Genomic DNA, 23,203 nt, shown 5'->3' with positions numbered 1-23,203 from the left:
CAGTACGGCTGCCTGACAGATGCTGTTAAGCGTAGTCGGCAGCCGTAAATAAAAACAGTTATAACGCAATAAAGTGATAAACGGTGGTCGCGTGGTAGGTTTTCCCCGGTTTTAGCCAACAATCGGGTTGCGGCCATTCAGGGTGGTTGGGGCTATCGGGCAGGAATTCACTTTCCAGTGCGACGCCGGTGTAACTGGCGTAAGTTCCGCCATTACGTGAGGGGGTTCCGCCCAAGAAATTGCCGCTATACAACTGCAATGCCGGAGCCGTGGTATAGACACTCATCTGGACCTGATTATCTGACGACCACAAATGAGCCGCCGGGCTTTCGGTGGCGCCACAAGTACGATGCAGCAGATAGGCATGGTCATAGCCTTTCACCCGCTGCTGGCAGCGGTCTTGCAGGAAGTCTCGAGCCAAGGTTTTGGCTTGGCGGAAATCCATACCGGTTTTCTCAACGTTAGCTAGCCCACCGGTTGGAATCCCGTTACTGTCGACCGGCAAATATCTGTCGGCAAACAACTGCAACCGGTGTGCCCGAACATCATGCCCTTCGCCATCAAGGTTAAAGTAAGCATGATTGGTCAGATTCACTGGGCAGGTTTTGTCGACCTGTGCCTGATAGTGAATTTCTAATCGGTTATCTTCAGTTAAGAGATATTGGACTTCAGCAGTGAGATTGCCGGGGAAACCTTGATCGCCATCGGGAGAATGCAGTTGGTAAGTGACCTGCTTTTCATCCTGTTTAACTTTTTGCCAGCGTCGAGTATGGAAGCCTTCAGGGCCACCATGCAGTTGGTTAACACCTTGATTGGGTATCAGGTGAAGGATTTCGCCGTCCACCGTGATTTGTGCATTAGCAATGCGATTGGCATAGCGGCCGACGGTTGCCCCAAGATATGCTGCTTGACGCAGATAATCAGCAGGTGTCTGGCAGCCCAGCAGTAACTCACGCTTTTCGCCCCCTCTGAGTGGCAATATTGCAGACAACCAAGTTGCGCCCCAATCCATCAGCGTCACACTCATACCTGCTTTATTATGCAATTCGGTCAATTCAAAGGGGTGACCATCCGGTGCTAACTGGTCAACACTGCTTAATGATGCAGCGTCGTTTTTCAGCATAAACCCGCTCCTTGTGAAGCCTGACAGACGTAGAAAGTTTCTGTTCGCCCGTCGCTGTACTGCGGATATTCCCGCGCCACGGCAGTACGAACCTGTTCGACCAGCGATGTTGGCATTAGCGCGACAATACAGCCACCAAAGCCACCGCCAGTCATTCGAACACCACCTTGCTCTCCAATGACGGATTTCACAATATCCACCAAGTGGTCGATCGGCGGAACTGTGATCTCGAAATCATCACGCATTGAAATATGAGACTCGTGCATCAATTGCCCCATCAATTTCAAATCCCCGCCAGCTAATGCATCTGCCGCTGCCAGAGTACGTTCATTTTCAGTAATCACATGGCGAGCGCGTTTAGCTACGACGGGATCGAGCTCATCCTGGATCGAGAAAAACAGGTTAGGATCAACATCGCGTAACGCTTTGACGCCAAAGAAACGAGCCGCAGTTTCGCATTGCTGACGGCGAGTGTTGTACTCGCTATCAACCAGACCCCGTTTCACATTTGAGTTAATAATCACCACCGCCACATTTTCTGGCATAGGTACTGCACGAGTTTCAAGGGTGCGACAGTCGATCAGTAGCGCGTGATCTTGCTCGCCCAGCGCTGAAATCAACTGATCCATAATGCCGCAGTTACAGCCGACAAATTGGTTCTCAGCCTCTTGCCCATTCAGCGCCAGCTCCACGCCACTCAGGGGAAGTTGGTAGAGTGACTGCAACGCCTGACCCACCGCCACCTCTAAGGAAGCGGAAGAGCTTAAACCGGCCCCTTGTGGCACATTGCCACTGATCACCAGGTCAGCACCGCCAAAATCGGCATGGCGTAACTGTAAATGTTTTACCACGCCCCGCACATAATCAGCCCAGCGGTAGTCTGGATGCGGGACGATAGGCGCATCGAGCGAGAATATATCTTGCTGATTTTCATAATCAGCCGCAATAACACGAATCTGGCGGTCATCGCGTTTACCGCAACTGATTACAGTTTCATAATCAATGGCACAGGGCAGGACAAAACCATCATTGTAATCGGTATGCTCGCCAATGAGATTGACGCGGCCCGGTGCTTTAATGGTGATGTCAGGTTCATGATTAAACTGTTGACGGAAAATGGCCTGGGTATGCTGCTTTAAACTCATTATTTGACTCCAGCTTCTCGATAATGAACATCACTTACTGCCCGCAGGTGTTCAGCCGCCTGTTCTGCTGTAAGGTCTCGCTGGGTTTCAGCCAGCATTTCATAGCCCACCATAAATTTCCGCACTGACGCTGAGCGCAGCAGTGGTGGATAAAAATGCGCGTGTAACTGCCAATGCGTATTGTCATCCGTGTTGTAAGGTGCACCGTGCCATCCCATTGAATAAGGGAATGAGCATGAGAACAAATTGTCGTAGCGGCTGGTCAGTTTTTTCAATGCAATAGCCAGATCGCCGCGTTGTTCATCGGACAATGCCTCTAGCCGCAGGACATGAGCTTTTGGCAGCAGCAAAGTTTCAAATGGCCATGCCGCCCAGTAGGGCACTACCGCCAGCCAGTGTTCGGTTTCAACCACGGTTCGGCTACCGTCGTGGCGTTCGCGTTCAACATAGTCGAGTAGCATGGGGGATTGATGCTGCTGAAAATACTGCTGTTGCAAGCGGTCTTCGCGCGCGGCTTCATTCGGTAAAAAGCTATTCGCCCAAATTTGCCCATGAGGATGCGGATTGGAGCAACCCATTGCCGCGCCTTTATTTTCAAACACTTGTACCCATGGATACGTTTTACCCAGTTCGGCACTTTGCTGCTGCCAGGTTTGGATGACGTGCTCCAACGCCGGTAATGTCAGTTGCGGCAAGGTTTTGCTGTGATCCGGCGAGAAGCAAATGACTCGGCTGGTCCCGCGTGCACTTTGGCTGCGCATCAGTGGGTCATTACTTTGTGGCGCGTCAGGCGTATCGGGCATCAGTGCCGCAAAGTCATTGGTAAATACATAGGTTGACGGGTAGTCAGGATTCACATCACCGGTCACTCGGGTATTGCCGGGGCATAAGAAGCAATCAGGATCATGCGCCGGTAAACTCTCGGTAGCAGGTGCTTCCTGCTGGCCTTGCCAAGGGCGTTTGGCCCGATGCGGTGACACCAGCACCCACTGATCGCTCAGCGGGTTATATCTGCGATGCGGATGATCCACAGGGTTAAAATCAGTCATGGAAATACCTTAATCGGGATAGCCCTGAGGATTATTGGATTGCCAGCGCCAGGTATCTGCCGCCATTTCATCGAGTGAGCGGCTGACCCGCCAACCCAGCCGCTCTGCCGCCTTGGTGGGATCGGCCCAATAAGCGGGAAGATCACCCTCACGACGTGGGGCAAAATGGTAGGCCAGCGGCTTGCCACAAGCTTTGCTGAATGCCTCGACCACTTGTAAAACACTGTGGCCGACGCCCGCGCCAAGATTGAAAATATGCACGCCGGGCTGATTGTGTAGCTTTTTCATTGCAGCGACATGGCCATCAGCTAAATCAACCACATGAATATAATCACGCACTCCAGTGCCGTCGGGGGTTGGGTAGTCATTGCCGAAAATGGACAAAGATTCACGACGGCCCACCGCCACTTGTGCAATAAATGGCATCAGGTTATTCGGGATACCCTGTGGGTCTTCCCCCATCAGCCCTGACGGATGCGCACCGACCGGATTGAAATAGCGTAAAATGGTCATATTCCATTTTGGATCAGCCAGTTGCACATCTTGCAGAATCTGCTCAACCATCAATTTGCTTTGACCATACGGGCTGGAAGGCGTGCCCGTCGGGAAGCTTTCAACATAAGGAATTTGTGGTTGATCGCCATAGACCGTGGCAGAAGAGCTAAAGATAAAGTTTTTGACTTGTGCGGCGCGCATCGCTTCCAGCAAAACTAAGGTGCCATAAACATTATTATCGTAATATTCCAGCGGTTTACTGACAGATTCCCCCACCGCTTTTAAGCCAGCAAAATGAATGACGGCATGAATAGGATGAGCGGCAAATATTTTGTCGAGCAGTGCGCGGTCGCGGACATCCCCCTGATAAAGCTCAGGGGTGTAGCCGGTCAAACTGTTGATCCGAGCTAATACGCTGGATTTGCTGTTGCAAAGGTTGTCGAGGATCACCGGTTTATAGCCCGCTTCAATCAATTGCACACAGGTATGGCTACCAATGTAACCGCTACCACCTGTTACCAGAACGTACATAAAAGACTCCTCGAATGACTTTTGTCTAAGAAAGATAGCATGCCATTATGTGAGAAAAGGTGATCTGCGCTCAATAATGGAATCGTTTACATTTAAATTCTTTCTAGCTTAATCTCTGTGGGAGCATAAATACAGGGGGAATAAACTAGGATAGGTAAAAAATCGTAGAAATCTCGGGCATGACAAAGATAACTGAAGTGGTAGCGTTCTCATCCATCAATTTAGCAGGAATGTCCTATCCCCTGCGTCCTTGGCACTACAGCGTTGTTAGCTGCCCTCACTCACCCGAATCACTGACTTGAGTCAGCTCATCGGGATGAGCTCGCTGGCTGCCTAGCTGTAGCACCAATGACTTTGGGGATATCTTCGTCCTTGGCACCAGAGAGTTGTTAGCTGCTTTCACTCACCCGAATCACGGACTTGAGTCAGCTCATCGGGATGAGTTCGCTGGCTGCCTAGCTGTAATACCAATGACTTTGGGGATATTTTCGTCCTTGGCACAGAGAGTTGTTAGCTGCTTTCACTCACCCGAATCACTGACTTGGGTCGGGTCATCGGGATGAGTTTGTTTGCTAGCTATCGGCTGTTGAGGATAGTCGGGTCATTAAGGATTAATGAGCCACGTACAGTGGATAGGTAAAGAACAGCAGATGCATCAAGTTCAGGCCGAAATGGAATGCGACGGCTACCCACAAACGGCCACTCCACAACCACGCCAGACCATAAATCACCCCAGCTAATGCCGCAAACACCATTAACAGTGGGCCGCCAGCAAAATGTGCAGCACCAAAGAGTAGCGCGGTGATCAGCAGTGCCGGGTAGTTGCCAAGACATTGGCTTAAACGTTGTTGCAAATAACCCCGGAAAAGCGCTTCTTCAGCCAGGCAAACAAAGAAAACATTGGCGATAACAAAAGAGCCAAACCATGCTGGCGTGTGCATCTCAATCTTCAAGCCGCCTAAGGCGACAGCCAGCAGCAGTAGCGCAGGTACACTGGCTATCAAGCTAATCCAGCCAAGTTTACTGACTGATAGCTGCTTTTTAGCCACAAATAAGGTTGGCAGGCAGGCGAGCAGGATAAAGGGCACCAGTGCCTTATCCAGATTGTAATACATGCTAAAGGCCGCACTGAGTGGCCCGACATTCACTTTATCCAATACTTTCAGATTGTTAAATCCAGGTACCAGATGCAGGAACAAGGCGATGGCGGCTAACACCAAGAGCAGCTCAAGGCCAACAGCCAACCATTTCCGTTGGCGGTATTTTTTCAGCAGTAGTGCCGCAACCAACGTTAGCAGCAAGAATGCCGCTGATGGCAGTGTCAGAACCCCATGATAAAGCGCAATCGATAAGGAAAGAGCTAAGAGAAACAGGGAGAGTACCCGGTTAATTGATAAGAAAAGCAGTGATGCAGCTAGTACGCCCCACATAAGTCATCCCTTTACTATTAAGTCCATATTCTAAGCCAGCTAATATAAAGCGGTTATCCGCCGTCAGCATCAATGATGGCTGACAGCGGGAATAGTAGCATAGCCGAATGCCAATGACTCTCAGCTCCGTTGAGAAAAATTCTCATTATTTCCGGAGTAATATCATGAGATATATTTTTTACTCATATTTAATGAGGAAGTTCCTCTTGGTGATAGCGATAAATATCGCCATCAGGCACAAAAGTTAAACGATGAGTAATACACAGTGGCGCATCTTCAGCATGGTGAGAGACAAACAGCAGTTGAGTATCGCCCTCGCCAATCATCACATCAATAAAACGCCGTACTAACAAACGGTTAAGCGGGTCTAAACCTTGCAACGGCTCATCAAGAATCAATAGCGCAGGGTGCTTAACAAGTGCTCGAGCGATTAATGCCAATCGCTGCTGGCCCCAGGATAAACTGTGGAAAGGCTGGTCTGCTGTATTGGCAGAAAAACCAAGTAAGGCAAGCCATTGATCAGCAAGTTGTTGTTGGCGATCAGATACCGCCTGATAAATACCAATTGAGTCAAAGAAACCTGATAAAATTACCGTCCGCAAGTTAGTGCTGACCCGATAATCCAAATGTAGGCTGCTGCTGACATAGCCGATATGGCGTTTGATGTCCCAGATGGTTTCACCACTTCCCCGGCGGCGGCCAAATAAGGTTAAATCATTACTATAACCTTGCGGATGGTCGCCGGTAATCAGGCTGAGTAAGGTTGATTTCCCCGCACCATTCTGGCCGATAATCTGCCAGTGTTCGCCGGGGTTAACCTGCCAGCTCAGGTGGTGCAAAATCGGACGGTCATTGTACTCAACTACCCCATTACGCAAAATAATCAGCGGCTTATCTTGAGGTAAGCGAGCTTGCTGTTGTGGGGATTCAGCTTCCGGTAGTTGTAGCCCATCAATATTTTCACTGTGCGCGAGCTGAGCAATCAGAGCTTCGGACAGAATCTGTTGGCGCGGGCCGGTGTGGGATAAGTGGCAATCCGCCAGCACGCCGACATGTTGCACAAAATCTGGGATATCATCAAAGCGGTTAAGCACCAACACCAGCGTGACACCTTGCGCTGAAAGGGTGGATAGCATTTCCGCCAACTGAGCACGAGCGGAGACATCCAGGCCATCAAACGGCTCATCCAAAATCAGCAAGTCGGGTTGTGGCATTAATGCACGGCACAACAATGTTTTGCGCGTTTCCCCGGTAGACAGATATTTAAAACGACGTGACAGTAAATGACTGATACCAAATTGAGTTGCCAGTTGCTGACATCGCGATGAATCGCTCACTTCTTCCTGAATGATTTCAGCGGTCGTGCGCCCAGAATCGTCTTCATCAGCACTGAGTAAATCGGTGTTATTGCGCTGCCATTCTTCACTGACTAACTGTTGCAGTTGTTCGAATGATAAACGCACAATATGGTTGAAATTGCTCTGGCGGGTGCCTGTCAGTAGAGTCAGTTCCCCGGATAGCGCTTTGGCGAGCGCCGATTTACCACTGCCGTTAGCCCCGACAAATGCCCAGCTATCGGCAGGTTGTCCTTTATCACCAGAAAGAATGCGTAACTCTGGCAAGGTGAGTGTCCGGGTGTCACTCAGGCGAAAACAACCTTGCGATATTTGCAACTCAGACATCATCTTTCCCATATTCTGCAACACAATAATAGTGTTAGGGATATGCGGAAAGGGGGAAAAAGTCAACAGGTAAATATTCTGTTAACGTTGAGTGCTTTTGCTTAATTATTTAGCAAAGTGTCGCGATAATGACTCTATCTGCGTTGAACTGTGCAATAACGTCACTACCCACTCGCAAATTCAGTTTATGTAATTCACTGTTGCTTTGTGTCGAGCAGAGACTAGCCCCTCCTGCCAGAGCCACGATAACTTCACTGTGTTCATTACCCGGCTCAATACTTGCCACCTTACCGGGCAGGGAGTTATCAGCAGCTCCTGCCAGTGCTTGATCTGTAACCAGCTTTATCCACGGAGCTTTGATCAAGGCCAGCACTTCTTTACCTGCGGAAAGCTGTAGCCGATCGGCACTTTGCTGGGTTAGGGCGGCAGATAAACGGGTTTTACCATCAGACAGCAGAATATTGATATGCTGTTGAACTTGCTGATGGTCGCGCTCAATCACAGTACCGAAAAACTGATTGCGGGCGCTGGTTTGCAGTGAAAAACGTGAAATAGCGGCTAACAGACTATCCAGCGGCATAGAATCAGCTTTCAGAGTATCAAAGGCTTTTTGCTGAATTTTCTCAAGTAAATCATAGAGCTGAATTAAGCGCTCACCATAGCCGGTCAAAAAGGCACCGCCACCACCTTTGCCGCCAGTTGCCCGTTCAACCAGTGTTTCTTCCGCCAATGTATTCATTTCATTGATGGCGTCCCAAGCACTTTTGTAGCTAATGCCAGCCAGTTTTGCCCCCTGACTGATAGAACCTGTGTTCTGTATTTGCTTCAGTAATGAAATGCGGCGGGGATCGGCAAACAGTCGCTGCTGAAGTTTTAGAGTGAGTAGGATTTCGGCCTGCATATTTTTTGCTCCAGCGGGAAACGGTTATTGTGACTCAATAGGTTGTGTATATCCAATCAACGGCAAGTACGCAAGGTTGAGCCACAAACCGCACGTTTGGCAGGTTACATTCTTTTATTGTTGGTTAAAATAACCGAGCTTATTCATTGCTGATATAATTTACAGTGAATACATAATGTTTATTGTGATAACGTGGGTTATCGCTCTTTAAGTAGTAAACTGAGAGGCTGGCATGTTAGAACTATTGAAAAGTCTGGTCTTTGCTGTAGTCATGGTTCCCGTGGTGATGGCAGTGATTTTGGGCTTGATCTATGGGCTGGGTGAACTGTTCAACATCATTTCCAAGACCGGTCATAGCAAAGAACGCTCCTAATTAATTAGGTCTGTTGTATACGATTTCTGAATGCCTGGCGTGTGAACGCTGGGCATTTTCGTTTTTGCCTTTTGTTTCATTTCCCTGCATGACTCCTATAACTCAAGAAAGCTCACATCTTGTCGATAAACTGCATGACCTGCCTATAATGTTACGTTATATTTCAATGTATATAACGATTTCATTAACCCGGAGAACAACATGAAGAATCAATACGGAAAAGTTAGTAAATGGGTAGCAAGTGCAGCATTGCTGGCAGCTTTTTCCGGCACGACGATGGCCGCCGAAAATATTACGGTTTTTGCTGCGGCTTCTCTGACTAATGCACTACAAGACATTGCCGCGCAGTATAAAAAAGAGAAGCAGGTTGATGTGGTCTCTTCCTTTGCCTCGTCTTCAACACTGGCACGCCAGATTGAGCAAGGTGCTCCCGCCGATCTGTTTATTTCTGCTGACCAGCAATGGATGGATTATGCGATTGATAAGCAACAAATAGTTGCCAGTACGCGCTATACTTTGTTAGGTAACGAATTGGTGTTGATCGCGCCACAAGACAGCAAAATTGATAAAGTTGAGATTGATAAAAAAACCGACTGGAAGAAATTGCTGGATGGCGGCCGCTTGGCTGTCGGCGATCCTGACCACGTTCCGGCGGGTATTTACGCCAAAGAAGCACTCGAGAATTTAGGTGCCTGGGAAACGCTAGCACCGGTAATGGCGCGTGCTGATAACGTACGTAATGCCATGACATTGGTTGAGCGCTCAGAAGCACCACTGGGTATTGTGTATGGTTCAGATGCTATAGCCAGTAAGAAAGTGAAGGTTGTTGGAATATTCCCGGAAGCAACTCATAAGCCGGTTGAATACCCAATGGCAATTGTTAAGGGCCATGAAAATCCGACCGTTACTGCTTTCTATGATTATCTGAAAACCCCAGCAGCGGCCGCTATTTTCAAAAATTATGGATTTACCCCACGCTAATGATATTGAGCGAGTATGAGTGGCAGGCAATTATTCTTAGCCTGAAGGTTTCTGGTGTTGCGGTGGTGTGGAGTTTGCCATTAGGTATCCTGATGGCATGGATTCTAGTGCGCTGCCGCTTTCCCGGTAAATCATTGTTAGATAGCATTATTCATTTACCGCTGGTATTGCCTCCCGTCGTCATCGGTTATTTGTTGCTGGTGAGCATGGGGCGGCGCGGCTTTATTGGTGAATGGTTGTATAGCTGGTTTGGCATTAACTTCAGTTTCAGTTGGCGCGGTGCCGCACTAGCCTCGGCGGTGGTAGCTTTCCCGCTGATGGTCAGGGCTATTCGTTTGGCGCTAGAGGCGGTGGATACCCGTTTGGAGCTAGCAGCGCGCACCTTAGGTGCGAATCCGTGGCGAGTATTTTTCACCATCACGTTGCCGCTTTCTTTGCCTGGGGTCATTGCCGGAACAGTATTGTCGTTTGCCCGTTCGCTGGGGGAGTTTGGCGCGACCATCACCTTCGTGTCGAACATTCCCGGTGAAACGCGCACCATTCCGCTAGCGATGTATACCCTGATTCAAACGCCGGGAGCGGAGGCCGCTGCGGGGCGTCTATGTGTTATTGCTATTATTCTTTCATTGGTTTCTCTGTTGTTGTCTGAGTGGCTGGCTCGTTGGGGTAAAAAACGCATGGGGGCACCATGCTAGAGTTGGATTTCAGTCAACAACTGGGTGACTTGCATTTGCAAGTGTCCACTAATTTACCCGCACAGGGTATCACCGCGATTTTTGGTTTGTCTGGCGCGGGTAAGACCTCGCTAATCAATGTGATTGGTGGCTTGACTCGCCCACAGCAAGGCAAAGTGGTGCTTAATGGCCGGGTGCTGGTGGATGCCGAGCGGCAAATTTATCTGCCACCGGAAAAGCGGCGGGTAGGGTATGTGTTTCAGGATGCCCGTCTGTTTCCCCATTATAGTGTGATAGGCAATTTGCAGTACGGTATGAGCCCGTCAATGCGCGGGCAGTTTGATACTATCGTCGGGTTGTTGGGGATCGAGCCGTTATTACGGCGTTTTCCGTTAACACTTTCTGGTGGAGAGAAGCAGCGAGTGGCGATTGGCCGTGCATTGCTGACGGCACCAGAGCTGCTGTTGATGGATGAGCCACTCGCCTCACTGGATTTGCCGCGCAAGCGGGAGTTGCTGCCTTATCTGGAGCGGCTGGGGAAAGATGTTAATACCCCCATTCTGTATGTCAGCCACAGCATGGATGAGATTTTGCGTTTGGCTGATCAAGTGGTAGTGATGGATGCCGGTAAAGTTCGCGCTGTCGGCGAGTTAGAAGAGGTGTGGGCCAGTAGTGCACTACGTCCGTGGCTGCAACGGGAAGAACCCAGCAGCATATTACGGGTGAGTGTGATTGGTCACCATGACCGCTATGCGATGACGGCACTGGCTTTAGGTGACCAGCGTTTGTGGGTTGGTAAGCTGGATGCGCAAGAGGGTGACTCAATGCGTATCCGTATCAATGCAGCGGATGTTTCATTGATATTGCAGCCGCCACAAAACAGCAGTATCCGCAATATCTTGCCGGTAAAAATAACCGAGTGTCTTGAGGTTGATGGGCAGATTGATGTCAAACTTGCTATTGGCGATCAATGGCTATGGGCACGAATTACGCCATGGGCCAGAGATGAATTAGGGCTAAAACCCGGTCAATGGGTCTATGCACAGATAAAAAGCGTATCGTTTAATCGCAAGAACTAACCTCAGCATCGATACTGTCGAAGCAACAAAAAAGCGCCCTTAATTGAGGCGCTTTTTGTTGGTAGCCAACACGGCTGCAACATGAAAGATGCAGGGGATCAGGCTAGAACATGCTGGCGGATAACGGCAGCAATCCCCGGCTGTTCATTATCGGCAATCACCAAGTCAGCCCGCTGTTTGATGGCATCGGCGCTGTTGCCCATCGCCACACCCAGACCCGCGCTCTCCAGCATACTTAAGTCGTTAAAGTTGTCACCAAAGGCGATGACATCTTTCATACTCATCCCCTGCGACTCAACCCATTGTTGCAGGCGATTCCCTTTGCTGTTCCCGGCCTGAGCGATATCTACCTGATCGTGCCATGACCATTCACAGGCCAGCCCCATTTCATCTTCTACCATGGTAGCAAAAGCTTTTAGCTGCTCGATATCTGCATGGGACGTAGCGAATTTCCAGATGGCAGTGGCACTGTGGGCGGCATCCAGCAAGCTATCGACATGCAGAAGTGTCGGGCGCTGTGCTGCTGGCAATGACTCGGCCCAGCTAAGAGAGCGAATAACATGCCCACTGGTTTGTTGATAGAGCATGGCATCATCTACATACATCAGCCCATGAATATGGGTTTGCTCCAGCAGTTGCAAGACTTGAACCGCCTGCTGAGGCTGCAATGGATTGGAGTCCAACACTTTTTTAGCATGATAGTCATAAATGTAGGTGCCGTTACAGCAAATAGCCGGAGTGTCGAGTTGTAGCGCCTGATAAAACGGATGAATCGCTACATGATGACGGCCTGTAACCACCACCACTTTCACGCCCTCAGCGCGTGCTTGCGCTAATGCGGATAAGGACTCCGGCAGAATACGTTTTTTGCTATCTAACAGTGTGCCGTCCAGATCCAATGCAATTATACGGTATGTCATAGTGGCCCTAATTCTAAGTGTGAAAATAATATGTCTGAATAGTATTTTCTGATAGTACACCGGATAGGCGGCTGATTAAACTAGCCCGGCGAGGTCAGCATCAGCTCGACATTAGCCTAAAAGCAGATAATGCAGTTATTTTTACACTCAAGAAATATTTAAATGTGATTGGGTTTAATAACTCTATTTTAAATGAAACATAAACGAAACATCAAAGCTGCTAATGAACTTTTAAATGATCTTAATCAACTAATTGTCATTTTTGTTATGCCTTGCAATGTGTAAGTTTAAGTCAATTTATTGAATTTAAATTAAATAAATTTGAATTCAATAAATTGTAGGAAGATTCACACAGCCAATGGTGATGTGTTCTTACATTATTTACTTGCCGATTGGTGCTACATTCCGCTTGAAATTAATAAACTCTTCTATTTGTTTTTTTAGGAAAATAAAAAAGACCCTAGTTCTATTAAAAATAAAAAATTCACAAAAGTTACAAGCCTTAATTTGTTTTAATTTTGTACAGAAAAACCAGGACATTAATATGAAGAATTCACCCGCTAGAATTTTTAGAAAGAAAAGAATAACTATTATCATTTCATTGGCGATGGGCTTATTTAGTGCCCAAAGTTTTGCTGGATGTAATTTAACCATTTGTACTGACACCACTTTTTGGGAAGGTACTTTTGGCGACGGCTACTCTATTACCAATACACTTAATTTAGTTTCCAGTCCGACTAATGCCGTTGTCGGGTTATATAAGAACCAGGCCGGTGAGATGAAATTTGGCAATTATCTGTACATCAGTGTATCAGGTATCAAAGCTGATGCGATACAGGTAAAATCAGCGGCGCCTGCTAGTAATCCGGCCATCATTACTGTTGGCAATAATGCCACTATTTATGCATTAGGGTCTTCGGGTGACGGCATCAATGCCGGTAACAGCACGGGTTCAAGCCTAATTACACTGGGTAGTGATGCAGAAATCTTCGCTAAAGATGGTATTGGTGTACGTGCCAACCTTACCAATACCGCAGGGCAGTATAATAATATTGTCTTAGGCGACAGGGCTAACATCAGAACTGAAGGTTCAGGAGCAAATTCTATTGATGGCTTGGGTTATGGTGTTTATGCCGGTAACCGTGAAGTGGGAGATACTGGGCAAACAGGATCGGCCAGTGTGACTATCGGTAAAGATAGCTCAATTACAACCTCTGGTAATTCAGCCGATGGAGTTTTTGCCAATAAAAGTGGTGTTGTGAATTTAGGTGATGGCTCCAAGGTGAAAACCAGCGGTACTAGTGCTAACGGTCTAAAAGCAAGTGCCGGGACTACTACCAATACCCGTGGCGGTATCATTAATATACTGGGTGGCTTGGCAATTAACGTGAGTGGCAATAATTCGAATGCTATTTACGCTACAGGTGCAGGTTCAGAAATAAAGTCTTATGATGCTGTTAATAATCAATCAACTACCGGCGTTTTCCATATTGATGGCAATATTCTGGCAGAGAAAGGCGGCTTAATTGACTTGAGCCTTGCTGAAGGTTCTGTTTTTAACGGGACAACGAAAAGTCTTGGCAGTAGCAGCAGCAATAATGGCACCATTAATTTGGCAATGAGTGGTAATTCCAGTATTTGGAATATGTTCGGCGATTCAAACTTGAGCTCCTTGAATTTAACCAATGGAGCCATTGTTAATTATGTTAATAATAGCTCCACCTTTAAAACATTGACGGTGACCGGCAATTATCACAGTGACGGCGGCTATATCTATTTTAATACCGCACTGAATGACGATGCTTCAGAAACCGATAAACTCTTAATTGAGGGCAACACCTCTGGGACGACTTACGTCGTAGTGAGAAATGCCGGTGGGGCGGGTAATGAAACCCTCGAGGGTATTGAGTTGATTCGGGTTAATGGTGAATCTGATGGTGAATTTATCCAATCAGGGCGTATCGTCGCTGGCGCTTATGACTACAGCTTGAATCGCGGGCACGATAGCAGCTTAGGCCGCAGCCATGATGGTAATAGCAGCCACTGGTATTTAACTAATGCTTCTGCGCCGATCATTACTCCGCTCGACCCACCTGAGCCTGTCGATCCAACCTCTCCGGGTGTGGTTGAACCTGACCAGAAACAGAAAGTTGAGCGCCCGGAAGCTAGTGGCTACTCCGCTAACCTGGCCGCAGCCAACAATATGTTTGTCACGCGGTTGCATGACCGTTTAGGAGAAACTCAATATATCGATGCCTTCACAGGTGAGCAGAAAGTCACCAGCCTGTGGATGCGTAATGAGGGCGGGCATACTCGTTCCAGAGACAGCTATGATCAATTGGGTACTCAGAGCAATCGCTATGTGCTGCAACTGGGGGGCGATATTGCGCAGTGGAGCAATAATGATGCCGATCGTTTCCATCTGGGCATCATGGGTGGCTACGGTAACAGCAAGAGCCGGACCGAATCCCGTGTATCTGGTTACAGTGCTCGTTCCTCTGTCGATGGCTATAGCCTTGGAATGTATGGCACTTGGTATGCCAATGAAGCCGATAAGTCAGGCTTATATGTGGATAGCTGGGCGCAATACAGCTGGTTTAATAACCGGGTTGAAGGACAGGATCTGGCAGCCGAAAGTTACAAATCCAGCGGTGTTACAGCCTCTGTCGAGACAGGCTATACCTTTAAAGTAGGCGAAAGCTTGAACAGCAGTTACTTTATTCAGCCGAAAGCTCAGGTCGTTTGGATGGGAGTGAAAGCTGATTCTCATAAAGAAGATAATGGTACTAACGTTTCAGGTATTGGTGATGGCAATATCCAAACCCGCCTTGGGGTGAAAGCCTTTATGCAGGGTTACAGTAGCCAGGATAAAGGCAAGGAGCGGGTATTCCAGCCATTTGTTGAAGCTAACTGGATCCACAACACCAAAGATTTTGGCACTGTTATGGATAATGTCACCGTCAAACAAGCCGGGGCCGCCAATATCGCTGAACTGAAACTGGGCGTAGAGGGTCAGCTCAGTAAGCGGCTTAATTTGTGGGGTAATGTTGGTCAGCAGATTGGCAATAAAGGCTACAGCGACACCAGCGCGATGCTGGGCGTGAAATACAACTTCTAATCACCTCGATTTAAGGGGGCAATCATTATGATTGCTCCTTTTTTTGTCTACTTCTTCAGCTCTTTCCTTATTAACGCCGCTCAGTGCCGATAAAAAAGCAGGATAAGTTTAATCAGCGCGATGGCGGACTGTTGTTATGTCTGTTCAGTCAGGTAAGCTAGGCTAAAATGATGAGTTAATGAAAAACATTTGGCTAAGGGCTTATTTGGCGCGCAAGACAAATTTGCCTGGACAGAATTGCCCAACAGGCTCGACTAAGGAGTAAAGATGAAGCAAGTGGTTTACGTGGCAAGCCCAGACAGTCAGCAGATTCACGTCTGGCAATTAGGTTCCGCTGGTGAATTAACCTTACTGCAAACAGTGGATGTGCCGGGTCAGGTGCAGCCAATGACAATCAACCCGAATCAGCGTCATCTCTATGTTGGGGTTCGTCCTGATTTTGGTATCGTCAGCTACAACATTAGTGATGAAGGGACTTTGACCGCCGCCGGTATGGCACCACTTCCTGGTAGCCCGACCCACATTGGTACCGATTTACAAGGTCGTTTCCTGTTCTCTGCTTCTTATAGCTTCAACTGCGTCAGCATCAGTCCTATTGATGAGCATGGTGTGGTACAAGCACCTATTCAGCAATTAGATGGTTTACCGGCACCTCACTCAGCAAATATTGACCCAACTAATCAGATACTGTTGGTGCCTTGCCTGAAAGAAGACAAAGTGCGGTTATTTGATTTGAGTGTTGATGGCAAACTGACGCCACATGCACAGGCAGATATCACTGTTGCCGCGGGTGCTGGCCCACGTCATATGGCTTTCCATCCAAATCATCAGGTTGCTTATTGTGTGAATGAGCTGAATAGCTCGGTCGACGTCTATCAAATCAGCAGTAATGGGCAGAATTATCAGCTAATTCAAACATTGGATGCGATGCCAGCTGACTTTACCGATACCCGCTGGGCGGCAGATATTCATATCACGCCAAATGGCCGTCATCTGTATATTAGCGACCGTACTGCCAGCTTGCTGGGCATTTTTAGTGTTTCTGACGATGGGCGTGAGATTGCACTGGTTGGGCATCATCCGACTGAAGCACAACCGCGCGGCTTTAATATTGACCACAGCGGTAACTTCCTGATCTCTTCCGGTCAGAAATCCGATCACATTGAAGTGTATCGTATCGACCAGAACAGCGGTCAACTGACAACGTTGGCGCGCTATCCGGTAGGTAAAGGCCCAATGTGGGTAAGTATCCTGGCGCGATAGGCTATTTTACTTGTCATTTTGAATTTGGGCAGTGCTCGCAATCCTCACGTACTCTGTGTACATTCCGGTTACTGTGCGCTGTCCGCATCCAAACTGACGTCGACAATAACGCCTATTAAATTATTTTGTTAGCGCTTGCCTACCGCCACAATCACGGCATCAGTAAGCTGGGTTAGTGCTTGTGGCGAAATAATATAAGGCGGCATCAGGTAAATAAGTTTACCAAAGGGCCGTATCCACACCCCGTGTTTGACAAAACCGCGTTGCAGATGGGCGACGTTAACTGCCTCTCTCATTTCCACGACGCCGATAGCCCCCAATACCCGCACATCAGCGACGGCTCTGTGTTCTGCCAGTGGCAGTAATGCTTGCTGTAATTGACTCTCTATCGCCGCAACCTGCTGCTGCCAGTGATTCTCAGCCAGCAAACTCAGGCTGGCAGAGGCGACAGCACAAGCCAGTGGATTGGCCATAAATGTTGGCCCGTGCATAAAGCACCCGGCATCACCGTTACTGATAGTTTCTGCCACTTTGCGGGTTGTCAGAGTGGCTGATAGTGTCAAATAGCCGCCAGTTAGCGCCTTACCCAAACAGAGAATATCCGGCACCACCTCGGCATGTTCACAAGCAAACAGCTTACCGGTACGACCAAAACCGGTGGCGATTTCATCGGCGATCAACAAAATATTATGTTGATCACACAATGCCCGAACCTCGCGCAGATAAGCAGGGTGATAGATACGCATCCCGCCCGCTCCTTGCACTATTGGCTCCAAAATCACTGCCGCAATTTCACTGGAATGCTTGGCTATCATCGCGGCAAAATCTGTGATGTCTTCAGGGTTCCAAGGCTCGTCAAATCGGCATTGTGGTGCGCAAGCAAACAGATTTTCGGCCAGATAACCGCGATACAAACTGTGCATGGAATTCTGAGGGTCACAAACCGACATCGCGCCAAAGGTATCGCCGTGGTAGCCATGGCGCAGCGTCAAAATACGCGAGCGCGATTCCCCTTTTGCCTGCCAATATTGCAGCGCCATTTTCAGCGCAACTTCTACCGCCACCGAGCCGGAGTCAGCTAAAAACACGCATTCCAGTGCTGCAGGCGTCATATCGACCAACTGCCTACAGAGTTTGACTGCTGGGGGGTGGGTAATTCCGCCAAACATGACATGCGACATTTTATCCAACTGCTGGTGTGCCGCCAGGTTGAGTGCCGGGTGATTGTAACCGTGAATAGCGGCCCACCATGACGACATGCCATCAATCAAGCGCCGACCGTCTGCCAGTTGTAGCTCAACGCCCTCGGCCGCTACCACCGGATAGCAGGGGAGCGGGTCAGTCATTGAGGTATAGGGATGCCAGATATGGCGTTGATCAAAAGCGAGGTCAGAAGGTGTCATAAGAACCCATTGTAAACCAAATTAATGCAAGAATGGTTGACAGTATATCGGATTTATTTACACTGACGACACTTTTTTCTCTTCCTTGGAGAAGCCGTAATGGCAAATTATATTCGCTGGACAGTAGGGCAAGCCCAGGCCCTGTTTGAAAAACCCTTGTTGGATTTACTGTTTGAAGCGCAGCAAATTCATCGTCAGCATTTTGATCCGCGCCAAGTGCAAGTCAGTACGCTGCTGTCGATTAAAACCGGTGCTTGCCCGGAAGATTGCAAATATTGCCCGCAAAGTTCTCGCTATAAAACCGGGCTGGAAAGTGAGCGACTCATGCAAGTTGAGCAAGTATTAGAATCAGCGAAAAAAGCTAAAGCCGCCGGTTCAACCCGTTTCTGTATGGGGGCGGCTTGGAAAAACCCACATGAGCGTGATATGCCTTATCTGGAAAAAATGGTGGAAGGCGTCAAAGCGATGGGCATGGAAACCTGTATGACGCTCGGTACACTGGATAAGCAGCAAGCTCATCGGCTGGCAGACGCCGGGCTGGACTATTACAACCATAATCTGGACACGTCGCCAGAATTCTACGGCAATATTATTACCACTCGCAGTTATCAGGAGCGGCTCGACACACTCAGCGAAGTGCGCGATGCCGGTATTAAGGTGTGTTCTGGCGGGATTGTCGGGTTAGGGGAAACCGTACGCGACCGCGCTGGATTATTGGTTGAGCTGGCGAATTTACCTAAACCACCGGAAAGTGTGCCGATTAATATGCTGGTAAAAGTGAAGGGTACGCCGCTGGAAAATAACGAAGATGTGGATGCTTTTGAGTTCATTCGCACCATTGCGGTTGCCCGAATCATGATGCCAACGTCTTATGTGCGGCTCTCTGCCGGGCGTGAGCAAATGAATGAGCAAACTCAGGCAATGTGCTTTATGGCTGGCGCTAACTCCATTTTCTACGGCTGCAAACTACTGACTACTCCCAATCCGGAAGAAGATAAGGATTTGCAGTTATTCCGCAAATTGGGGCTGAACCCGCAACAGACAGCAACGGATAAAGGTGATCACGAACAGCAGCAAGTGTTGACCGAGCAATTATTGCATGCCGACAGTGCACAATTTTATAACGCGGCAGTCTGATGAGTTGGCAAAACAAGATAGCAAGTGGGCTGCAACAGCGGCGCGAGGCCTCGGCCTATCGTTCTCGTCAAGTGAATGACTGCGCCAATGGGCGCTGGCTGCAATTAGCTGGGCAAAGTTATCTTAACTTTTCCAGCAATGATTATCTGGGGCTCAGCCAAGATCCCGAGGTGATTGCCGCTTGGCAGCAAGGGGCGTCGCGCTATGGTGTTGGTAGCGGCGGCTCCGGTCACGTCACCGGCTATAGTCAGCCACATGCTCAATTGGAACAGCAGCTTGCGGATTGGTTGGGTTATCCACGCGCCTTATTATTTATCTCCGGTTATGCCGCGAATCAGGGAGTGCTGGCGGCGTTAGCTGGCGCCGATGACCGGATTTTGGCAGATAAACTCAGTCATGCGTCTTTGCTGGAAGCGGCGGCGCACTCTCCCGCCCAACTGCGGCGTTTTGCCCATAATCAAGCTGATTCACTGCAAAACCTGCTCAATAAGCCCTGTTCGGGGCAAACTTTGGTGATTACCGAAGGGGTTTTTAGTATGGATGGCGACAGTGCGCCATTGGCCGCTTTGCAGCAACACACTGCCGCCAGCGGGAGCTGGTTATTAGTCGACGATGCACATGGCATTGGCGTCCGTGGCGCTGCTGGCCGGGGGAGTTGCTGGGATCAAGGTGTTAAACCTGAACTGCTGGTGGTCACTTTTGGTAAAGCATTTGGCCTAAGTGGTGCGGCAGTATTGTGTCAGGAACCAGTAGCCGAATACCTGCTGCAATATGCTCGCCACCTGATTTACAGCACCGCGATGCCGCCGGCTCAGGCCTGTGCCTTACAAGCCGCATTGGCACGTATTCAACAAGGCGATGATTTACGCCAGCAGCTGCAACACCGTATTGCGCAATTTCGTCGTGGTGCGGCTGAGTTGCCACTGCAATTAGCGGCATCTGAAACGGCAATTCAGCCACTGTTGGTGGGTGACAACCAGCAAACGCTGGCATTGGCAGAGCAACTGCGCGCTGCAGGTTTATGGGTTACGGCTATCCGCCCACCGACGGTTCCACCGGGTGGTGCCAGGTTGCGCATTACTCTGAGCGCCGCTCATCAGAGTGATGATATTGACCGGTTGCTGGAGGTGCTTTATGGCATTTGCCACTGAGAATCTGCGGTCGATGTGGGTGAATAAACCGCAAGCGAATAAATCAACAATCAATAAACCGGCAATTGCTGCGGCATTCAGTCGCGCGGCAGGCAGCTACGATACAGCCGCTGACTTACAGCGTGAAACGGGCGACATCTTATTGGCATTGGCGGCGCAGCACCCCGGGATGTCGGTGCTGGATGCCGGGTGCGGTACCGGTCATTTTAGCCGTCGCTGGCGTGAGTTAGGTAAGCATGTGATTGCACTGGATCTGGCTGCGGGCATGTTAGCGCATGCTCAGCAACAGCAGGCCGCTGATGATTATCTGCTGGGTGATATTGAATCTATCCCGCTGGCGGATCACTCCGTTGATATCTGTTTTAGTAATTTAGCAGTGCAGTGGTGTGCTGATTTACCGCTGGCGCTGGCTGAGTTGCATCGGATTACGCGCCCGGGGGGCGTGGTTTTGTTTTCTACTCTGGCAAGCGGATCTCTGGATGAGTTGGGGCAGGCGTGGCAGCAGATTGATGGTAAGCGGCATGTGAACGATTTTCTTTCATTTCAGCATATTAGCGCTGCTTGCCAAGGGTATCGACACACTCTGACACCGCAGTTACATCAGCAGCAGTTTCCTGATGTCATTGCCCTTATGCGCTCATTACAGGGGATTGGTGCTACGCATTTGCATCAGGGGCGTGCGGCAGGGTTAAGTGGTCGCCAACGTCTGATGGCGCTGCAACGAGCTTATAGCACGCAATCTGGCTACTACCCGCTGAGTTACCATTTGGTTTATGGGGTTATTTATCGTGACTAAACGTTGGTTTATCACCGGCACAGATACTGATGTCGGTAAAACTGTTGCCAGTTGTGCATTACTGCAAGCCGCAGCACTGATGGGTTACCGCACTGCAGGGTATAAGCCGGTGGCATCAGGTAGCCAGATGACGGCTGATGGTTTACGCAACAGTGATGCTCTGGCATTACAGGCCAATAGCAGCGAAGTGTTGAGCTATTCGCAAGTCAATCCGCTGACAATGTTAGAGGCTACCTCGCCACATATTGCCAGCCTAAGTGAAGGGTGCGAGATTCATTTGCCTACCTTATCGCAAGGTTTGCGGCAACTTGAGCAAGTAGCGGATTGGGTGCTGGTTGAAGGAGCCGGGGGCTGGTTTACTCCGCTTTCGCCACAAGCGACTTTTGCCGATTGGGTACAGCAGGAGCAATTACCGGTCATTATGGTTGTTGGGGTAAAGTTGGGGTGCATCAATCATGCATTACTGACGGCTTTGGCTATCCAGCAGGCCGGATTGACGCTGGCAGGGTGGGTGGCAAATGAGGTTATCCCGGCAGGAGTACGGCAACCTGAATATATGGCAACATTGATACGGATGATAAACGCGCCATTACTGGGGGTAATCCCTCATCTGGCTGACCTTGCGACATCTCCCGCAACGGAGCGCCGTGACCTCGGGAATTATTTGGATTTAAGTTTATTAGTGAACACAAAGAAAAATCCGGTGAATTAAAGGCAATATAAATTAAGGGCTAATTGAAATGATTAGCCCGGTTAATGCCGTAACTGACTCGCCAGTGCGAAGAGCGCGTTGAGCCATATCAACTGGCCAAATGCTCAATAATCATATTCTCATCCAATTGATCTAATGTCCCTTGTGCCACATTCCTTCCTCCGGCCATTAAACAGAATCTGTCGGCAACGTGTTGAATAAAAGGTAAACGGTGCTCAACCAGCAATATTGTCATACCCAAGCTTCGGCTGAGTTGGTGCAAGATATTGCCGATATCTTCACTTAGCGGCGGCAATGTGCCGCTTCCCGGTTCATCAAGGATTAGCAACTCCGGCTCGGCAACCAGTGCTCTGGCGATAGCCAACTGCTGCTGCTGATTGCGGGTGAGTTCTCCGCCACGCTGGCTGCGTTTGTCATATAACAGGGGGAATAAGTCAAACACCCAACCCGGAATATGACGCGACTTATGCCGACCGGCTAACACGGCGATCAACATATTTTCCTCAACACTCAATTGAGAGAAAATTTGCTGCCCTTGTGGCACATAGCCAATTCCCAGCGCATTGCGCCCCTCCACGGGCTGTTGAAGCAAGTTCTGTGGCGGCTCATGGTTAGGCTGCCAGGTCATGGTGCCACTCTTAATTGGTAGATGCCCCATGATGCAATTAATTAACGTGGTTTTGCCTACGCCGTTGCGGCCAATCAGGCAAGTACATTGGCCACGGGGAAGCTCCAGATTGATATCCCATAAGATATGATTCTGACCATAGTATTGATTTACAGCGGTTAAACTCAGCATCAGTGCTTCTCCTCAGTCGATCTCAGTAGTTCACAGGTATCCCGGTGTTCTGTAACGGCTAGTGAAGGATTAACCAGCAAATCTGCATACTTGATAGCGGCAGCACAGCATAAAACACCACGTCTCTAGCGGGCGGTTGTTAGTGTAAATTGAGGTAAAGTTGGCTAATAGCGGCACAAAATGGCTTCAACGGGCTATTTTTACCCTTTATCATCCCACTTACGGGTGATTATCAGCCAATTAACGTTCTGCACTGCTTTAGCGCATTTCCCCTTTCATTACTCTGTTTCCCAGAGATATAAAGCAACTCTTGGGCCAAGTTGCCTTGGTGCCGGTCAAAATTCGCATGTTAACGGACTGTAAATGGTTTTAATGCAATAGTGAGTCATAAAATGGCAAGGGTGATGGCAGGAAACAGCGGTGAGCGGTACTTCGTTGCAC

At 49.0% G+C, this 23,203-nt stretch carries 20 protein-coding genes; 10 read left to right on the top strand and 10 right to left on the bottom strand.

The features are described from left to right. Positions 1–58: 58 nt before the first annotated feature. The 7 genes from galM to modE form a co-directional block, all read right to left on the bottom strand. Entirely contained in the window at positions 59–1,123 is a 1,065-nt protein-coding gene (galM, locus tag FTA96_RS09160) for a galactose-1-epimerase (protein WP_145573637.1), read from the bottom strand. Continuing rightward, positions 1,117–2,268, bottom strand: a complete 1,152-nt coding sequence (galK, locus tag FTA96_RS09155; protein ID WP_050133368.1) for a galactokinase — start codon at positions 2,266–2,268, stop codon at positions 1,117–1,119. Before galK ends, galM begins: the two co-directional genes overlap by 7 nt. Further along, positions 2,268–3,317 carry a galactose-1-phosphate uridylyltransferase gene (gene galT, locus FTA96_RS09150; protein ID WP_145573635.1) on the bottom strand — a complete coding sequence of 350 codons (1,050 nt, stop codon included), beginning with the start codon at positions 3,315–3,317 and terminating at the stop codon, positions 2,268–2,270. The genes galK and galT overlap by 1 nt, the downstream gene beginning before the upstream one ends. A 9-nt stretch (positions 3,318–3,326) precedes the next feature. Next, entirely contained in the window at positions 3,327–4,343 is a 1,017-nt protein-coding gene (galE, locus tag FTA96_RS09145) for a UDP-glucose 4-epimerase GalE (protein ID WP_145532804.1), read from the bottom strand. 611 nt (positions 4,344–4,954) lie between these two features. Further along, complete coding sequence (locus FTA96_RS09140) at positions 4,955–5,773, bottom strand: CPBP family intramembrane glutamic endopeptidase (RefSeq protein WP_145573634.1); 819 nt, start codon at positions 5,771–5,773, stop codon at positions 4,955–4,957. A 188-nt stretch (positions 5,774–5,961) separates the two neighbouring features. Next, on the bottom strand, positions 5,962–7,455 hold the full coding sequence (gene modF, locus FTA96_RS09135) for a molybdate ABC transporter ATP-binding protein ModF (protein ID WP_145573632.1): 1,494 nt from the start codon (positions 7,453–7,455) through the stop codon (positions 5,962–5,964). Positions 7,456–7,564: 109 nt separating this feature from the next. Beyond that, on the bottom strand, positions 7,565–8,356 hold the full coding sequence (modE, locus tag FTA96_RS09130; protein WP_145573631.1) for a molybdenum-dependent transcriptional regulator: 792 nt from the start codon (positions 8,354–8,356) through the stop codon (positions 7,565–7,567). A gap of 232 nt (positions 8,357–8,588) precedes the next feature. Here modE and FTA96_RS09125 point away from each other — a divergent pair, with 232 nt between their 5' ends. The 4 genes from FTA96_RS09125 (at position 8,589) to modC (ending at position 11,463) form a co-directional block, all read left to right on the top strand. After that, on the top strand, positions 8,589–8,729 hold the full coding sequence (locus tag FTA96_RS09125) for an AcrZ family multidrug efflux pump-associated protein (RefSeq protein ID WP_050107726.1): 141 nt from the start codon (positions 8,589–8,591) through the stop codon (positions 8,727–8,729). Positions 8,730–8,930: 201 nt separating this feature from the next. After that, a complete protein-coding gene (modA, locus tag FTA96_RS09120) occupies positions 8,931–9,710 on the top strand; it encodes a molybdate ABC transporter substrate-binding protein (protein ID WP_145573629.1) in 780 nt (259 codons plus the stop codon). After that, the gene (modB, locus tag FTA96_RS09115; protein WP_050107722.1) at positions 9,710–10,405 is read left to right on the top strand and encodes a molybdate ABC transporter permease subunit; all 696 of its coding nucleotides are present in this window, start codon (positions 9,710–9,712) and stop codon (positions 10,403–10,405) included. The genes modA and modB overlap by 1 nt, the downstream gene beginning before the upstream one ends. Continuing rightward, the gene (gene modC, locus FTA96_RS09110; RefSeq protein ID WP_050107720.1) at positions 10,399–11,463 is read left to right on the top strand and encodes a molybdenum ABC transporter ATP-binding protein ModC; all 1,065 of its coding nucleotides are present in this window, start codon (positions 10,399–10,401) and stop codon (positions 11,461–11,463) included. Before modB ends, modC begins: the two co-directional genes overlap by 7 nt. 98 nt (positions 11,464–11,561) lie before the next feature. Here modC and FTA96_RS09105 read toward each other — a convergent pair whose 3' ends face one another. Next, complete coding sequence (locus FTA96_RS09105; protein WP_050133361.1) at positions 11,562–12,383, bottom strand: pyridoxal phosphatase; 822 nt, start codon at positions 12,381–12,383, stop codon at positions 11,562–11,564. Positions 12,384–12,990: 607 nt separating this feature from the next. Here FTA96_RS09105 and FTA96_RS09100 point away from each other — a divergent pair. Next, positions 12,991–15,501: an autotransporter outer membrane beta-barrel domain-containing protein gene (locus FTA96_RS09100; RefSeq protein WP_145573666.1), complete on the top strand. Its 2,511-nt coding sequence runs from the start codon at positions 12,991–12,993 to the stop codon at positions 15,499–15,501. 267 nt (positions 15,502–15,768) lie between these two features. Beyond that, on the top strand, positions 15,769–16,764 hold the full coding sequence (pgl, locus tag FTA96_RS09095; protein ID WP_145508217.1) for a 6-phosphogluconolactonase: 996 nt from the start codon (positions 15,769–15,771) through the stop codon (positions 16,762–16,764). Positions 16,765–16,892: 128 nt separating this feature from the next. On the opposite strand, the gene bioA is transcribed toward pgl, so the two are convergent. Next, positions 16,893–18,167 (bottom strand): adenosylmethionine--8-amino-7-oxononanoate transaminase, encoded by a 1,275-nt coding sequence (gene bioA / locus FTA96_RS09090; protein ID WP_145573627.1) that lies wholly within the window; start codon positions 18,165–18,167, stop codon positions 16,893–16,895. 99 nt (positions 18,168–18,266) lie between these two features. Here bioA and bioB point away from each other — a divergent pair, with 99 nt between their 5' ends. The 4 genes from bioB to bioD are packed head-to-tail and all read left to right on the top strand — an operon-like array spanning position 18,267 to position 21,963. Continuing rightward, complete coding sequence (gene bioB / locus FTA96_RS09085) at positions 18,267–19,304, top strand: biotin synthase BioB (RefSeq protein WP_050107711.1); 1,038 nt, start codon at positions 18,267–18,269, stop codon at positions 19,302–19,304. After that, positions 19,304–20,455 carry an 8-amino-7-oxononanoate synthase gene (gene bioF, locus FTA96_RS09080; RefSeq protein WP_050107709.1) on the top strand — a complete coding sequence of 384 codons (1,152 nt, stop codon included), beginning with the start codon at positions 19,304–19,306 and terminating at the stop codon, positions 20,453–20,455. Before bioB ends, bioF begins: the two co-directional genes overlap by 1 nt. A gap of 13 nt (positions 20,456–20,468) precedes the next feature. Continuing rightward, positions 20,469–21,251 (top strand): malonyl-ACP O-methyltransferase BioC, encoded by a 783-nt coding sequence (gene bioC, locus FTA96_RS09075; protein ID WP_172665445.1) that lies wholly within the window; start codon positions 20,469–20,471, stop codon positions 21,249–21,251. Then, entirely contained in the window at positions 21,244–21,963 is a 720-nt protein-coding gene (bioD, locus tag FTA96_RS09070; protein WP_145573626.1) for a dethiobiotin synthase, read from the top strand. The genes bioC and bioD overlap by 8 nt, the downstream gene beginning before the upstream one ends. 88 nt (positions 21,964–22,051) lie before the next feature. Here bioD and FTA96_RS09065 read toward each other — a convergent pair whose 3' ends face one another. Further along, positions 22,052–22,762 (bottom strand): branched-chain amino acid ABC transporter ATP-binding protein, encoded by a 711-nt coding sequence (locus tag FTA96_RS09065; RefSeq protein ID WP_050107703.1) that lies wholly within the window; start codon positions 22,760–22,762, stop codon positions 22,052–22,054. Positions 22,763–23,203 lie beyond the last annotated feature (441 nt).

Source organism: Yersinia alsatica, assembly GCF_902170305.1.
In the GTDB taxonomy this organism is placed as follows: domain Bacteria; phylum Pseudomonadota; class Gammaproteobacteria; order Enterobacterales; family Enterobacteriaceae; genus Yersinia; species Yersinia alsatica.
Note: the sequence above shows the minus strand (reverse complement) of the source record. Positions and strands in the feature narration are given on the sequence as shown.